Here is a 16,044-nt window from a genome sequence, read left to right as displayed (position 1 = left end):
AAATAATTTATATATATATCTTGTAAAAATTACGAATCTTGTTCTGTCTTAATACGGCGCCCAAACAGTTCCAACCGATGCTGAACCAGTTCGAACCCTAATTTTTTCGCCATGATCTCAATCATCTTGATATGCTCAGGATCTTCAAATTCAATCACTTTTCCAGTATCAACATCGATTAAATGATAATGCGTTCCCTGTTCAGTCACTTCATAACGGGCACGTCCCCCACCAAAATCATGTTTTTCCAGAATACCCTTTTCTTCCAACAAACGAACAGTACGATAGACCGTGGCTACAGAGATATTATTATCCAATTTTGAGGCCCGTCGATATAACTCTTCAACATCGGGATGATCATGGGCATGCGAAAGAACATGGGCAATAACACGTCGCTGCCCGGTCATTTTCAGACCTTTCTTAATACATAACCGTTCTATATGAGATAAATTATTCATTTTTTCACGTGTCATACAATTCATTCAATTATTACAAAGAAGCCTATATGCGCCCTAACTGGAATACGGACAATTGCCAAGTCAATTTTCAACAAAAATTATAACTTCAAAAGATAGCTTTCTTCAAACTATTTATAACTTAATTCAAATCATTAAAAAAGATATATTTCTCTATTTACCAAGAGTCGTTCTAGGACAAAGACTTCAGCATAAGATAAGCATTCTTATTTTTACCATAATAATCAACCCTTTTTGTTTGAACTTCAAAATTATAATTACAATAAAGCTGATATGCCTTTTTATTATCTTCAGCAACTTCTAAAAAAACTGATCTGATGTTTTCCATTTTCATTTTTTTTATAAATTGCTCAAGAATGGCCTTGCCTATCCCTCTTCCCTGAAAGGGGGGGGAAACAGCAAAAGTAACTATTTCTGCTTCATCAATAATTTTGGAGTAAAATAGAAAACCCAGCATTACATTTTCTTTATCCATATAGACACATGCAGAATGTGTAGGTAAAGCCATCAGTGTTTTGAAATCTTCAGGTTTCCAATATTCATGTTCTGGAAAAGCGGATTGATGTAATAATGCCAATGGATATTCTAAACCATTTCCCTCTGTAATAAATTGTATTGGCATCACTTCATTCTCTCGGCATTTTTATTTTGGTGCTTTTCGCAGTCCACCAGCAGGTAAACTCGCTTTGGGAGGATCTATATATAAAGGATAGAGTTTATTCGTAACTTTATCACCCTGATCATAATGATCCGCAATCTTGGCCATCATAACGGCATCCGCCTCATTTATAGAGGATTTGCGCCAATTGACTTTTGTTGGAATAAGAGGTTCTATAATTGGAAACGCTTCACCTGACAAAATAACTTCTTCTTCCGGCCAGGGTATATCAACAAAATCGAAAGCTTTTATTTCAGATTTTTGATTGGTTTCAATAAATACCCTATTTCTTCGGGCCAGGGTCATATGCCAAACTAATTTACCAGAATAGTCTTTTTCGATATATGGAAAAATCGCCTCACCACGGCGTAAAGGGACAACCGGACAATGTAACCCTGTTTGCAATCCCAATGAGAATGCAATGGAAGCCCTCAATCCTGTAAAAGATCCAGGTCCAATAATAATAGAAATAAGATCAATCTTATTAGCGACTAAATAACCGTTCCGTACAAATTCATTGAAATAGATTGGAAATCTTTCTGGGGCACCTCGTTCAAAGGATTTTTTTTCACATTCCAACCTATATATTTGATCCTTAACAACAACAGAAATAAAATTAGGTGCCTGCTCAGATGCAGAGGCACCATTAATGACTAAAATTGTTTTATCGTTTTTCATAGATTTACAACATTAAGCAGGCTTCCTCAAACGCAAGCCTTTCATTTCGTTCCCCAATATTTTCCTTATTCCCGTATCCCAAACATATCAAAAAATTGGAATGCCAACCCTGTTCTTCAAAAAACAGTCGATCCACCATTGTATTGTCAAAACCCGATAGGGGAGCAACATCAAGCCCCAATGAGCGAGCTGCAACAATCATATATCCTCCCTGCAAAGTAGAATTGCGCAAAGCCGTCTCTTCAGCAAATGGCATGTCTCCCGCATACCATGATCTCAATTCAACCGTTGGATATAAAATCGGTAATTTTTCATAAAATATTGGATCATATGCTACAATAACAATAACAGGAGCGGATAGTGCCAGATCAATATTCCCGTCTGTAAGAGCGGGTCTCAATTTTTCCTTACTTACTGGATGACTAAGAAAAGTAAACCGAGCCGGCTGGCAATTTGCAGAAGTTGGACCCATTTTTACCAAATCATAAAGCTGATACAAGACGGAAGATTCCACATCCCTATTTAACCAAGACCTGGGAGTCCGTGCCAAATTAAAAAGACGATCCAGACATTCCATAGGCAAGGAAGATTTTTCATCCATTTCTTTTTTCCAATTCATTCATCCGAATTGATTCGAGACGTAGATCTCTTTAATATTTTCTTTAGCAAATAAAATTAAATTCTTACTTGCTCCACAGTAATAACCTCAGAAAGATATCGCTGCAGAATCACTTCCACCCCATGTTTCAAAGTCATTGCTGAAGAGGGACATCCCTGACAGGATCCCTGCATTCTTAAATAAACACATCCATCCTTATAACCGTAAAATATGATATCGCCACCATCTTTGGCTACAGAGGGACGAATTTCCGTATCTAATATCCATTTTATTTGCTCAACAACCGCTTGATCCTCAGGTGCAACTTCCATCTCGATCACATTGACTTTTGAAATTTTATCGAGAACGGGTCTTTTCATCAAGAGAAAATCCATGATGATAGCACTTAACGCTGATTTCAGCCCATACCAGGAAACTTTCTCATCTTTGGTTACAACAATAAAATTGTAACCAAAAAAAACACGTTTCACTCCCTCAACATCAAACAGGCTCAATGCGAGTGGCGACATATTTGCAGCCTCTTTATTCGTAAAATCAATTGTCTGGTTCGAATCAAGGATCGGTTTACCCAAAATGAATTTCAATGCATGACTGTTTGGTGTTTCTTCCGTATGAATAAGCATTCCCAGTTCCTTAATCCCTCCACCTTAAATAAACAGGCTTTACCCAAATAAAAACCTATCAAGAAATATGCCTTTTAAGTGGATTTATCAAAATAGACAAATAAATAAACAATTGTTAAAAATATCGCAAACTATCCTCTTCACGAAAAAGCATATTATTATTAATTACTTAGTATTTCAATATATCCTATTTCAAGATTTAGGATTTTGTCTGTAATTTAATCAGCCATAAATCAGCAATTTCTTTTATAACTCCCTGTGCTTGAATAGATTTTAGATTTTGAATTGATTGATTTTTCTGGTTAACTTGTAGTTGTGCCATAGCATAATGAAGCAACGCCTCATTAGAATCTTTCAACGTTTTTTTCAGTGCTTCCTTCATCAATAGTAGACCTGACTGACCTTTACCGTCCATAACCTGATCATATCCAAGTATCAACATATCATCACCATTTGGTGCCTTTTCGAAAGCTTCCAATTTTGCAGGTAACGCTGATTTATTCTCGTTAATTTTATCCCGAATAAATTTCCTAAGTCTCATAACACGTGTCGAGTTATGATCCGTACCCAATACTCCCTTGTCATAACCAGCCGCAAGGATTTTCAATGCGAAATGCGGCATATTGGCTTGCATTGCCACTTCCGCCATTTCCATATATTCTTCACTGGTCCTCATTAAATTCATGTTAAAACGCAAATTGAGTATTTCAAGTTTGACAGAGGGTGATAAATCACGGCTGGATGATAGTGCCGCCATAATATGCCCCCAATATTCGGCTTTGGGATAATGCATAGCCAATTGCGTGTAACTATGTCGCAAACCATCCTGATCTCCAAGTTTTTCTTGGCAATTAGCCATAATTTGCCACTGGGATTCAGCTGGTACCTGACCATTTTTTATTTCTTCATCTATTTGTTTTTGCTGAGCTGTCATTGCTTCCTTATAGTTATTGTTGAGAAAATATGACTGGATCAGCAATGTTTTCATGTGTGTGTTGGTACCACCAACCAAAAAATACTGTTTAATATATTCTATTGCCTTCACATATTGTCGAGCTCGATAGGCAAGGCTGGCCTGCGCCATTCTTATTTGAATTTTTTCGGATGCAGACGTACGTGTGGAATTAATCAATTCATCATATCCGGTAAAGGCTGCATCAAGATCATTCTGCTTGATTGCCAAAGCAATCCGCAAATGTTCAATAATATTTTTTTCATAGGTGGAAGGATTTGGAATTGTCTGAACTTCCTTAAGCGCAGCATTGGCCTGGGCAATCTTTCCCTGTTTCATAAGATGTTCTATGTTTTTTAAAGGAGCAGCCATTTTTTTGCTTACCACTTCTTTGGATTCAATGGAAACCGAATATAAACCTCCAGCAGTTCCCAATAAAGCAACCATCCATAAATTTCGCAATAAAGAAACAGGTTTCATAGTTTGATATCCCGATCTATCCTCATTCATTACTGTTGATTGGCAATTGTTATCTTTTTTACTCCTAACCGTTGGGCATCAGCCAAAACAATGGCAACATTTTTATAATTGGCCAATCGATTGGGCTTTACGATAACAACTGGCTGGTCAGAGTTAGCAGCTATTTCACGAAAACGATCAAGTAACGCATCCTCATTGGAAATAGCAGTATCATCAATCGACAAACTATTATCAAAATCAATACCGATTGTCACCGTTTTTGGAAGTTCTGTTTCATTTACTGGAACTGCTCTTCCCAAGGCCAATTGTACGGATTGCGTCTGTAGGGGAATAGTTATAATCAACATTACCAATAAAACCAGCATTACATCAATCAAGGGAGTCGTGTTAATATTTACCATGACCTCTTCTTCCTTTTCACCTTGCTGAATCATGATTCTGCGAGCATGTCCAGAACGTAATGAACGCATTATACTATATCCTTTTCAATCATATAATCTGGCTTAACCCTATACCGTATTACTATTTCCTAATTGGTTTCGTAATAAAATCAACCCGACTGATCCCGGCTTGCTGACAATCCTGGATAACCTGACCAACTTTCTCAAATTTTGCCTGTATGTCTCCCCAAACTTGAATTTGGGGCTGAGGATGTAAAGATGCTACCGAAGCCAATTTTGCCTTTAATGCATTATCATCAGGTAATAGCTGTTCATTCCAAAATACCTGACCATCCGCCTTAATAACAAGGGCTATATTTCCTACCTTGGTTTGAGTTAAATGACTGTTACGTTCTGGAATATCAACCTTTACAGCGTGTGTGGCAACAGGAATAGTGATTAAAAAGATAATCAGTAGTACAAGCATGATATCAACCAAGGGGGTTGTATTGATTTCGGATACCACCTCATCATTATCCCCTTCCGCGCTGATAAAATCCCTCACACCACGATTACCATTCAAATTAAAGCTCATGGGCCTCTCTTTCCTTGCTCGGGGATCGCTTTTTTATTATTCAGGTTTCCCCCAAGTAAGACTGTTTGAACATCTGCAGCAAAATTGCGAGTTTGATCCATAATCACTTTATTGCGACGAACCAGGAAATTATATCCCAGAACAGCAGGAACAGCCGTAGCCAAACCAATTGCTGTCATAATTAAAGCCTCGCCTACAGGACCGGCAACCTTATCCAATGTAGCCTGTCCAGCGATACTAATGGCGGTCAAGGCATGATGAATACCCCAGACTGTTCCGAACAATCCTACAAAAGGGGCAGTGGATCCAACCGTTCCCAAAAAAGCCAGACCGCCTTGCAATTGTCCCTGTATCTTGTCAAGCGCTCTATGTAAGGCCATGGACACCCAGCTGTATAAATCAATCGTTTCCTGCAAGGAGCCTTCATAATGCATCAATGCATCAATACCATTTTCAGAAATATATCGATAGGAAGAATTACTACCTAAACTCTCTGTACCCTTTTTTAAAGTGTTTTGTTGCCAGAACTGTTTTTCACGCACTTCTTTTCCAGCACGCGTCACACGGTTTTGGACAACAATTTTTGCAACGATTACATACCAGCTCCCTACTGACATTATTGCCAACACAAGCAATGTTATCCTTGAAACAATATCACCCGCTTTCCACAAAGCTTTTAAACCATATGGATTTTCTGATGATTGAGGGACAGCTTCCGGTTTTACTGGATTGTCTATGGTCGAAGAAACGACTGGATTTACGTTGCTACCCGCTGAATTTTGCATTGGTTGAGAAGCGGAGTTATCATGTACAGTTGATGTTGGTATATTTTGCTGAGGCTGCTGCGCAAAACCATTGTTTATACCTGACAGGCAAAGCATTCCAGAAAATGCGGCAATCACAGTGAATTTAAAACGAATCAATCGAAATAAACTTTTATTTTTTTCCATATTTAACACATTCCTTCGTTAATTTTACTGGGCAGTAATTTCTTTAAACAACATCAGACAACACAAACATATTCATTGTTATTTATTTTTATATTGATATGAAACACCATCAACTTATAATTGATTCTAGGTTCATTTCAAACCTATATACCATATCTGCTATCGAATGGGTGACGCTCTGGGATTGATTTTTGATAACCCAATGACATAACGATCATGTTCCTTAAATATATTTTTACAAATATTTAAAGCGTCAACTAAACCATCCCTAAAATTTTTGTCATAAAAATTCATATCATGAGAGTACGGATTATCAATATTGGTCTGCCCAATATCTTGTTTGGTAAACTTATTCATATTTTTCGACATTAACGTAACTAAATTTAAAGAAATTTTATCTTTATTTGCATTTAAGGTGATTGCTTGACATATCCAATCCAAAATAAATGAACCATTTATCCAGCACCTAATTTAAAACTGATTGTAAGACGATGGTTTTTCTCTTTTACTGGCATACCGTTGCGTGTGGCTGGACGATAACGGGCAGAAGCCACATAGCGTAGAGCCTCTTCTTTAAACGAGTTTCCTCCCTTGGCTTCAATTACATTACAATTATTGGTATGGCCATCCGCTTCAATATCACAGGATAGTATAACCCGACCTTCCTTACCCGCCGCTTCCATATCAGGAGGATAATTCATTTTAACACCATTAAGTGCACGGCTGCCAGCACTTCTGTCAGGAGGACCATCATTTGGAGTATTCGACATCCCCTCACCAGATGTACCATTCATATTCCCTTGATTTTGACTATCGGATGCCGAGCTTTTTGCAGGTTGGGCAGCCGGTTCCCTTTTTTTGACTTGTTTTTTTACAATTTTAGGCGGTTTAGGTTGTACAGAGGCTTCTGTATTGATTGGGGGGGGCTCAATCTCTGGTGGAGGTGGAACAATCATTTCCGGTGCAGGTGGTTGTGAAACCTGTGCGGAAGCTGAGGATGCGGCGGAAGATACATCTACAACCCTTATTTCTAATGGAGCAGGCATATCTTCTTTTTTATTGGAATGCATCAGAAACAATAATCCAAGAATTCCAAAAATATGAAACAAAATAACAAGAATTAAAATACCAATAGATTCAATAGGATGACGTTGATTAAGATTAACCATGAATCATTTTCCATTTCCTGTGAAATTACTCATCTTCAATATTTATCCACTGATAAATCATTATTAGTCAAAGTTTTTAACAAAGCCTTTTTATCATGTTGCTTTCGCACTTGCTTCTGAACGTGTTGCCCCCACCCTTAAAGCCAGTGCCGCTGCCATGAAATCATCCAGATCACCGTCCAGAACAGCATCTGGATTGGTTTTTTCCACATCCGTTCGCAAATCTTTCACCAATTGATAGGGTGCCAAAACATAAGAACGGATTTGATGACCCCAACCTATATCAGTTTTATTGGCTTCTGTCTGTGCCGCCTCTTCCTCGCGTTTTTTTAATTCCAATTCATATAGACGGGCCTTCAACATTTCCATTGCTGTTGCCCGATTACGATGTTGTGATCGATCCGTTTGACAAGCGACAATAATTCCTGTTGGAACATGGGTAATTCTTATGGCTGATTCCGTTTTATTGATATGCTGTCCGCCAGCACCCGATGCACGATACGTATCGATTTTCAAATCTGATTCATTTACTTCAATATCAATTGAATCATCTATAACTGGATAAACCCAAACAGAAGCAAAAGATGTATGACGCCTTTTAGCGGAATCAAAAGGCGAAATACGAACCAAGCGATGAACTCCCGCTTCAGTTTTCAGCCACCCATAGGCATTTATCCCGCTTATTTGCAATGTTGCCGATTTTATACCCGCCTGTTCCCCTTCAGTACTTTCCAACATGGTTACCTTATAACCATGTTGTTCAGCCCAACGTGTATACATTCTTAACATCATCTCAGCCCAATCCTGCGCTTCCGTGCCTCCTGCCCCGGAATTCACTTCCAGATAACAGTCATTCCGATCGGCTTCACCAGAAAGTAAACTTTCCAATTCAAGACGTTTAACTTCTTTTTCCATTGATTGCAATTGTTGCAAGGCATCCTGAACAATTTCCATGTCATTGTCCTGTTCAGCCAACGCAATTAGGTCAAGATTTTCCTTGCAATCCTGCTCCAACCGTTCAACCCGCTCAATTTGATTGGCAAGCCCTGTTCTTTCCTGCATAATCTTTTGCGCAATTTCCGCATCATCCCATAGATTGGGATCTTCAATGCGGTTATTTAACTCGGCTAGACGATCTTTAGCTGTATCCCAGTCAAAGATGCCTCCTCAGCAGTTCTAAAGACTGCTCTATTGTTTGTTGGAGTGTATCACTCTCCGCAGACATACTCGTTTCCTTTATTTACCTTAAATGCAATTAATTATTAATCCAATTAACAAGATTTTAATAAAAATACAAGGTCAACCTTAATATAATCCACCCATACCTATATCTTCCCCTTCACCTGAAGATGAAGATTGACCTGTTTTTTCACCAATCTTTTTTTCACTTCCTTCATTAGATGGAGATACAATCCCCTCATTACTATCCATGGACTCTTCAGAATCAGGTATATTTTCAGCTCCTGTATCCTGGGCTGTCAACTCACCCGTTGCTGCCCCCTTATTCAAATTGATGCTAATTCCCGGGGTTTGTCCTTCCTTGAAAGCATCGGTTACACTTCCTTTACTCGTATCATAACTTGCTAGAAAAACACCTTCTGGTTTTGCAAAATCAAGTTTGGGACGATTAGCCAGAATGTTTTTCATGAATTCATTCCAAACTGGCGCGGCAACAACAGCGCCAGACATACCTTTTCCCAATGTTTTTGGCTGATCAAACCCAAACCATACTACCGTCACGACATCCGGTGAAAATCCTGCAAACCACGCATCATTAAAATCCTGACTGGTTCCTGTCTTGCCGGCAAGTGGACGATCTATCCCACGCGCTGCCGACATACCGGTTCCACGTTTCATCACGTCTTCCATCATGGTTATAATTTGATAGGAACTTTGAGCTGATGCAACACGTTTACGATGATCAATAATAAGGGGAAGCCTATCTGGATCTTCCGAATGTTCCAACTTCAAGACATCTGAATGCCAGATTACCTTTCCATTCCGATCCTGAATATAGTCAATTAAGGTTGGTTTTGTTAACAACCCCTCTGCCGCAATACTTGCATAGGCACCAGCATGACGGAAAACCGTTGTCTCCACAGCACCCAAAACGGCAGGTAAAACCTTAGGCATTGAATCTACTTCACCTAATGCAATTGCCAAATTTGAAATAGCATTCATCCCGACTTGAGCGGCCAAACGAATGGTGACCAAATTCCTTGAATAACGTAAGCCATTATGTAACGCTGTTGGTCCCCAGAATGTTTTTTCATAGTTGTTTGGATGCCAACTACCTGCTGAAAAAGGGGAATCCATAAAAATCTGAGATGGCGGAATATTTTGTTCCATCCCCGCCAGATAAGCTATGGGTTTGAAAGAAGAGCCTGGTTGTCGTTGAGCTTGTGTTGCTCGATTAAACTGTGACTCAGCAAATGACCATCCACCAAACATGGATAAAACGCGGCCTGTCTGAACATCAACAGAAATTAACGCACCTTCTATCAGAGGAACCTGACGCAAGGCGACTTTACCATTATCAGCCAAAGGCTCAATTAAAACAACATCGCCCATTTTTAATGGATGAGAAGAACGCTTTGTCCAACTTACATCTTTATTTTCCAATAAAGCCAATTTCTCATTCTTATTCTCCAACCATCCAACTTTTCCCGTACTACTATTCAAAACAATGGCAACACGCCATGCATCCAATATCCCGGCAGGATTTTTTTGTCTGGCTAGCAAATCACTCCATTCTTTTCCATCTTCAATATTTAAATGATTTATTGCACCTCGCCAACCATGTTGCCGATCATATTTCATTAATGCCTGCTGCATTAACCTTGTTGCTAGATTTTGATTTTTCAGATCCAAACTCGTATGAACTTCCAAACCACCCTGCATTGTTTTATCCATTCCATAGCGATCTATCAGATCACGCCTTACAGCCTCGGAAAACCATTGTGTTCCTGCCAAAGGTCCACGTCTTATAACAGATTGTGTCACTTGCAGGGGTTCATCCATTGCCTGTTTCAGGACTTCTTTGCTGATTGCACCAGTTTCTAGCATACGGCTCAAAACGAAATTACGACGTTCCAGCCCTGCTTTCGGATGATGATAAAGATCATAATTATAAGGAGATTTAGGCAATCCACCGAGATAGGCCGCTTCTGCCACGGTCAGCTGATCAAGATTTTTATGAAAATAAGTTTGTGCGGCCGCAGCAACCCCGTAGGCACCATCACCAAGATAAATTTCATTTAAATAAATTTCCAGAATTTGATCTTTGGTCAGGGATTGTTCAATTCGAATTGCCAAGATAGCTTCCTTAATCTTGCGATTCAAATTCCGCTTATTGTTAAGCAACATATTACGCGCAACCTGTTGCGTAATCGTTGAGGCCCCCACCAGACGCTTACCTGACGTTTTACGGAACATATCTTGTACAACCGCACGTACAATTGCCAAGGGGTCTATCCCGCCATGAGAATAAAAATTCTTGTCCTCTGTCGAGATAAAAGCATTCTTGACCCGATCCGGAATAAGGGTAATAGGAACAAATAATCTCCGCTCTGATGCCAATTCTGCCATGACACGATCATTATTGGCATATATCCGGCTCATAACAGGCGGGGCATAATTTTTCAACCCCTCAACAGTAGGCAAATCCTGTACAGCTCCCTCATATTTTATCCAGGCAAATAATCCACCTCCCGCAAGAATAAAAAGGAACAAGCCTGCAAGTATTCCAACCAACATCCGCCATATACGGTATCTGGGGCGTTTTATAATTGAATTACTATATTTATTACCAGCATTAGACGGATCAGAATTTTTCGAAGACATAAAAAAAACTCTACATCAATTGTGAAAACTCGATTATTAGGAGTTATTCTTATATAACATTTTTAATATGAGTAAAAAACAACTATGTTGTTATTCCAAGAATATGTCGATCTTTTATTCAGTTTACAAATATAATTTTGCAGATTTTTTTTGTTTATCCCAAATCTTTTTCCCCTCCAAATCAAGTTTTGTCCATTCATCATCCGTCAAATTAACATTCACCGCTGCTGTATTTTCCTCTAAATGTTGAACGGAACCCGTTCCAGGAATGGGAACAATGATTTTTGAACGTTTTAATAGCCAGGCCAACGCTATCTGACGGGCTGAGGCGTGTTTTTTGTTCATAATTTCTTCAAGAACAGGACCAGTGAATTTCACCCCCTGTTCTAAAGGTGCATAAGGTATGAAAGCGATATTATTTTCATCACAAAAATCAACAACGGCTTCTGATTCCCGATTAACCAGATTATATTTGTTCTGAACGGAAGCAACCTTGAAAAATTTTGACGCACGTTTAATCATCCCTACAGATACGGCAGATAACCCGACATGACCGATTAATCCCTCCTGCTGCATTTTGGCGATAGCTTCAAACTGTAATTCCGGAAAAGTATCTTCCCCCACACGATGCAATTGCCATAAACGGATTTGATCCAGTTTTAGACGACGCATACTCATTAAAACACATTGACGTAAATAATCTGGACTGCCAATGGGTCGCCAAATATCCGGCCCATGCCGGGTGTGCCCCCCTTTTGTGCCAATCAATAAATTTTTCGGATAAGGATAAAGTGCTTCGCAAATTAATTCTTCGCTAATAAAAGGACCATAGCTATCTGCCGTGTCGATAAAATTAATCCCCAATTCTAGCGTACGATATAAAGTTGCAATAACTTCCTTACGATTTTCAGGTTCCCCCCATACACCTTTACCAACAATACGCATCGCACCAAATCCTATTCGATTGATCTTGATTTGGTGATCAAATTGAAAATTACCCGCTAAAGCCGCATCAATTGACTGCATTCTTTTTTCCTATCATAGATCATTCATTAATTATTAAAAATAAATGATTTATAAAATAAATACCACTTTAGAAAAATAAATTATCTATCAGAATGATATAAAGTAATATTTTTAATAATGAATTTTATCTATTCAGTATGAAATTTATTAGATCATATTAAAAATAATTGTCGCAATAAATCTTGAGATATTATTTTATTGTACATTAAATCATAACCTTATATTTATTCTAATTTTAAAAAAATTATTATGGCATTATAATTTAATCAGAGATAATTCTCATTTAAACATATTTAATTTTTGAATGATGAAAGAATTTAAATGTTTTCGCTTCCACCTAAAATTATTCGTGATACAGAACTTGTTCTCGCCACCCATAATCCAGGCAAGGTAAAGGAAATTCATCAATTACTTTCCAATTTTTCATTAAGAATTCATTCGGCAGGTGAACTTAATCTGACAGAACCTGAAGAAACAGGGACAACCTTTCATGAAAATGCCCGCTTGAAAGCTTTACAAGCCAGTTATGCCTCAAACATGATTGCTTTGGCAGATGATTCCGGTTTTTGCCTTAATGGATTGAATGGGGATCCTGGTTTATATTCTGCTCGTTGGGCGGGACCCCATAAGAATTATTCTATGGCCATGCAAAAAATGCATGATAAATTACAGTCCATTCCTGATAAATCGGCTTATTTTATCTGTGTGTTATCCCTTGCATATCCAAACGGTAAAACATATGAATTTGAAGGAAAAGTTGACGGTAATTTTATTTGGCCTCCCCGTGGACAATACGGTCATGGATATGATCCCGTTTTTCAACCATTAAATAATCCGTTAACTTTTGCAGAAATGACTGATTCGAAAAAAAATTCAATTAGTCACCGTGCTCTAGCTTTTCAAAAATTCATTCAGGCCTGTTTCTAACCCTTACCTCTATATAATCTATTGGAATGAAACATCCCAATAGATTTATTCCCTATCGATATCCCGTTTGGGTAATAACGCAGGAACAAATATTAATGTCGCCACCAATGTACATCCTAGGGATATCAATAGTAATAACCCCATACTCGCTGTTCCAGGATGGGCTGAAGCCGCCAAAGATCCAAAAGCCGTTCCAGTTGTTAAAGCTGAAAATAGAACCGCTCTAGCAGTTGGCGATGATAAGGGATTCGATAGTCCTTCACGCCAATTCATTACAAAATAGATATTAAAGGATACACCAACTCCAAGTAAAAGCGGTAATGTAATGATATTGGCAAAATTCAAAGGCTGATCGATTAAGACAATCACAATAATTGTCATAAGTCCTGACAATATCAAAGGCATTAATACAAGACACATATCCAATATTCGACGTAATGCGATAAATATAATGATGGCCAAAGTTATTATCGCCATAACCGCCGCGATAATAAAAGCATGAACCACTGTATTTGCACTTTCTATGATATCAACGGAAGTTCCGGCCGCTTCAGGAGCAACGGAACGAATTTGTTTAACAAACGTTGCAATTTGTTCATTATCAAGATTTGTGCCTTTTGGATAAATCTCTATCCTGTATAATCCATCTTTTGTTCGATATTCATTTGCTAACTCTTTGGGAACATCAGTTAAAGAAACGGCTGATGGCGTTAACATAATTTCCAGATGGTGCAATTGAAAACCAAGAAAACGAACCAGATCATCATTGATTTTCATGAGGTCATTATCAGACATACTGACAATTTTTTGCAATGCAAGACGTATTCTTTCCAATGGACTATCAGACGTCAGTGTATTTTGTACCGAATTGAGTTTATCCAACATTTTCTGCATAGACTGACGTAATTCCGATGCTGATGGTCTGGATTTGATTGATGTGTTTGACAAAGTGTTTAACAAGACCGACGCTGCATCCCTGATCATTGGAATTTTAATTTTTTGATCCTCCGGAACAAAAGATCCAAGCCAAATAACATTTTGCACTGAAGAAAGCTGACCAATCTGATCTACGAGTTTTTTTGCCTCTTCAGGAGATTTAGCCATTACATCTGCTGTATAAGGATTAGTATTCGGATCATTCATCAATAGCTGTAAAGCCTTCATCCCTTCAGAATGGGTATCCTTGGTATGAAATGGGTCTGCATCAAAACTGACCTTTTGATCAACCAGAAAGAAAATGCCGATAACAGCAATCACTGCATAAACAGCAAGGATATACCAACGATAATGTCGAAATTTATTATCCAAACTTTTCAATCTGGGAAAACCAGCCATAGCTTGAACTATTTTTGGCTGTAAAATTGTTAACATGGCTGGCAAAAGTGTTAACGTGCAGATCAAAGCAATAATCATACCCGTGCCGGCAATTAAGCCAAGCTGCTTAACCCCAACAAAATTTGTCGGAGTAAACGCCAAAAAACCTGCTGCTGCTGCAACAGAAGCTGTAAATATCTGATGACCTGTATCATATCCTGTTTTAGACAATGCCAATAAAGTTGATTGCCTTTTATTGGTATTGTCATCCGCTTGAATATCTTGCCCCCTGAAACGAACAGAAAACTGGATTGCGAAATCAACAGCAATACTGACAAACAAAATTGCGAAAGAAACGGATATAAGGTTTAACGTGCCCACCGCAATTGAAGCAAAACCTGTTGTAAGAATCAAACCGATCAATAACACATATAGTATGGGTATAATAATACGCCAGGTTTTTACTGCAAGGAATAACCAGCCCGCAACCAATACAAAAGAGGCAAAAAGACCGAGAACCATGCCATCCATGACCGTGGAAAATTCCTCATCATTGATTTTTGCATCTCCTGTAATATGAATCTTCACATCTCCTCTTTGAACATATGATATGGAAGAAATTGCTTTTTTTAATGACGCAACAGCCTCCCCTGAAGGTTGCAAGGAGGTTAAATCCATTTTTGGTTTTGCCACTACGATTTGATATCGACCAGCCAAACTTGAAAGTTCTCCAGAAAGACTTTTCTCCCATGAAAAAGGTTCAAAATCTCTTTGTGATGCTTTCTCTAATGTTTTAGCAAATCCATTTAATTCATTTTTATACTGTTCCAGATCAACCTGATTTTCCTTAATACCTTCTACAACCATACCCAACGTATCAAATAATCCTCGTGCAGAAGTATCCGCGGCAAGACTACTCAAAAAAGGTTGTGCACGAATTATTGTATTCAATGTTTGATCCAACACTGGAGGATCAAGGAACATCAATCCGTTTTTAACAAGAAAAGGATTATTTTCTGGTGAACTAGCAAAATAAAAATGTTTTTTATCCTGATTTAACTGATTAACAAGAATTTCTGCACTTAATTCCCTTTCTTCCGGAATTTTGGCCTCAATAATCGCAACTAAAATTCCCTCTCGATTTGGGAAATTCTTTCCCATCCAGTCCGATCGCTGCTTCCAAGGCATTTTCGTGGAAAACATCTTGGTAGTATCAGTAGTTATATCCAGTTTCTTACTTGTTACAAAAATAGATACAATTGCCAGCAACAGATAAACTATAAAAACAAGCCATGCATGACGTGAGCAAAATTCAACAATCCGTCTAATCAATGCAGAAACCATTCCGGCAACA

Annotated in this window: 16 protein-coding genes; 1 reads left to right on the top strand and 15 read right to left on the bottom strand. The window is 38.4% G+C overall.

The annotated features are described in order from the left end of the window. Window positions 1-29: 29 nt before the first annotated feature. The 14 genes from GM552_RS02270 to GM552_RS02205 form a co-directional block, all read right to left on the bottom strand. Complete coding sequence (locus GM552_RS02270) at window positions 30-473, bottom strand: Fur family transcriptional regulator (protein WP_110438649.1); 444 nt, start codon at window positions 471-473, stop codon at window positions 30-32. A gap of 175 nt (window positions 474-648) precedes the next feature. Then, window positions 649-1,098: a ribosomal protein S18-alanine N-acetyltransferase gene (rimI, locus tag GM552_RS02265; RefSeq protein ID WP_155565091.1), complete on the bottom strand. Its 450-nt coding sequence runs from the start codon at window positions 1,096-1,098 to the stop codon at window positions 649-651. A gap of 21 nt (window positions 1,099-1,119) precedes the next feature. Beyond that, the gene (locus GM552_RS02260; RefSeq protein ID WP_155565090.1) at window positions 1,120-1,812 is read right to left on the bottom strand and encodes a tRNA (adenosine(37)-N6)-threonylcarbamoyltransferase complex dimerization subunit type 1 TsaB; all 693 of its coding nucleotides are present in this window, start codon (window positions 1,810-1,812) and stop codon (window positions 1,120-1,122) included. A 4-nt stretch (window positions 1,813-1,816) separates the two neighbouring features. Next, window positions 1,817-2,413: a malonic semialdehyde reductase gene (locus GM552_RS02255; RefSeq protein ID WP_155565089.1), complete on the bottom strand. Its 597-nt coding sequence runs from the start codon at window positions 2,411-2,413 to the stop codon at window positions 1,817-1,819. Window positions 2,414-2,487: 74 nt separating this feature from the next. After that, window positions 2,488-3,054 carry a NifU family protein gene (locus GM552_RS02250; protein ID WP_155565088.1) on the bottom strand — a complete coding sequence of 189 codons (567 nt, stop codon included), beginning with the start codon at window positions 3,052-3,054 and terminating at the stop codon, window positions 2,488-2,490. 199 nt (window positions 3,055-3,253) lie between these two features. Next, a complete protein-coding gene (locus GM552_RS02245; RefSeq protein ID WP_155565087.1) occupies window positions 3,254-4,486 on the bottom strand; it encodes a lipopolysaccharide assembly protein LapB in 1,233 nt (410 codons plus the stop codon). A 29-nt stretch (window positions 4,487-4,515) separates the two neighbouring features. Beyond that, window positions 4,516-4,956, bottom strand: a complete 441-nt coding sequence (locus GM552_RS02240; RefSeq protein ID WP_230873027.1) for a biopolymer transporter ExbD — start codon at window positions 4,954-4,956, stop codon at window positions 4,516-4,518. A 52-nt stretch (window positions 4,957-5,008) separates the two neighbouring features. After that, on the bottom strand, window positions 5,009-5,461 hold the full coding sequence (locus tag GM552_RS02235; RefSeq protein WP_155565086.1) for a biopolymer transporter ExbD: 453 nt from the start codon (window positions 5,459-5,461) through the stop codon (window positions 5,009-5,011). Then, window positions 5,458-6,411 carry a MotA/TolQ/ExbB proton channel family protein gene (locus GM552_RS02230; RefSeq protein ID WP_230882730.1) on the bottom strand — a complete coding sequence of 318 codons (954 nt, stop codon included), beginning with the start codon at window positions 6,409-6,411 and terminating at the stop codon, window positions 5,458-5,460. The genes GM552_RS02235 and GM552_RS02230 overlap by 4 nt, the downstream gene beginning before the upstream one ends. A 159-nt stretch (window positions 6,412-6,570) precedes the next feature. Further along, window positions 6,571-6,780: a hypothetical protein gene (locus tag GM552_RS02225; protein WP_155565085.1), complete on the bottom strand. Its 210-nt coding sequence runs from the start codon at window positions 6,778-6,780 to the stop codon at window positions 6,571-6,573. Between the two features lie 86 nt (window positions 6,781-6,866). Then, window positions 6,867-7,580, bottom strand: coding sequence for an energy transducer TonB (locus GM552_RS02220; protein ID WP_155565084.1), 714 nt, complete (start codon window positions 7,578-7,580; stop codon window positions 6,867-6,869). A 93-nt stretch (window positions 7,581-7,673) separates the two neighbouring features. After that, window positions 7,674-8,805, bottom strand: a protein-coding gene (prfB, locus tag GM552_RS02215) for a peptide chain release factor 2 (RefSeq protein WP_155565083.1) whose coding sequence is annotated in 2 segments (ribosomal slippage) — window positions 7,674-8,735 and window positions 8,737-8,805 — 1,131 coding nt in all. Because the reading frame shifts where the segments join, the coding sequence is not laid out codon by codon here. Window positions 8,806-8,885: 80 nt separating this feature from the next. Next, the gene (locus GM552_RS02210; protein ID WP_196424838.1) at window positions 8,886-11,423 is read right to left on the bottom strand and encodes a penicillin-binding protein 1A; all 2,538 of its coding nucleotides are present in this window, start codon (window positions 11,421-11,423) and stop codon (window positions 8,886-8,888) included. A 123-nt stretch (window positions 11,424-11,546) separates the two neighbouring features. Further along, entirely contained in the window at window positions 11,547-12,449 is a 903-nt protein-coding gene (locus tag GM552_RS02205) for an aldo/keto reductase (RefSeq protein WP_155565082.1), read from the bottom strand. 321 nt (window positions 12,450-12,770) lie between these two features. On the opposite strand from GM552_RS02205, the gene rdgB reads away from it, so the two are divergent. Beyond that, window positions 12,771-13,376, top strand: a complete 606-nt coding sequence (gene rdgB, locus GM552_RS02200) for an RdgB/HAM1 family non-canonical purine NTP pyrophosphatase (protein ID WP_155565081.1) — start codon at window positions 12,771-12,773, stop codon at window positions 13,374-13,376. A 45-nt stretch (window positions 13,377-13,421) separates the two neighbouring features. On the opposite strand, the gene GM552_RS02195 is transcribed toward rdgB, so the two are convergent. Continuing rightward, window positions 13,422-16,034: an MMPL family transporter gene (locus tag GM552_RS02195; protein WP_155565080.1), complete on the bottom strand. Its 2,613-nt coding sequence runs from the start codon at window positions 16,032-16,034 to the stop codon at window positions 13,422-13,424. Between the last annotated feature and the right edge of the window lie 10 nt (window positions 16,035-16,044).

The organism is Commensalibacter sp. ESL0382 (genome assembly GCF_009725775.1).
GTDB classification, from domain to species: domain Bacteria; phylum Pseudomonadota; class Alphaproteobacteria; order Acetobacterales; family Acetobacteraceae; genus Commensalibacter; species Commensalibacter melissae.
The sequence above is the reverse complement of the archived record's forward strand: the minus strand, read 5'-3'. Positions and strand labels throughout refer to the sequence as shown.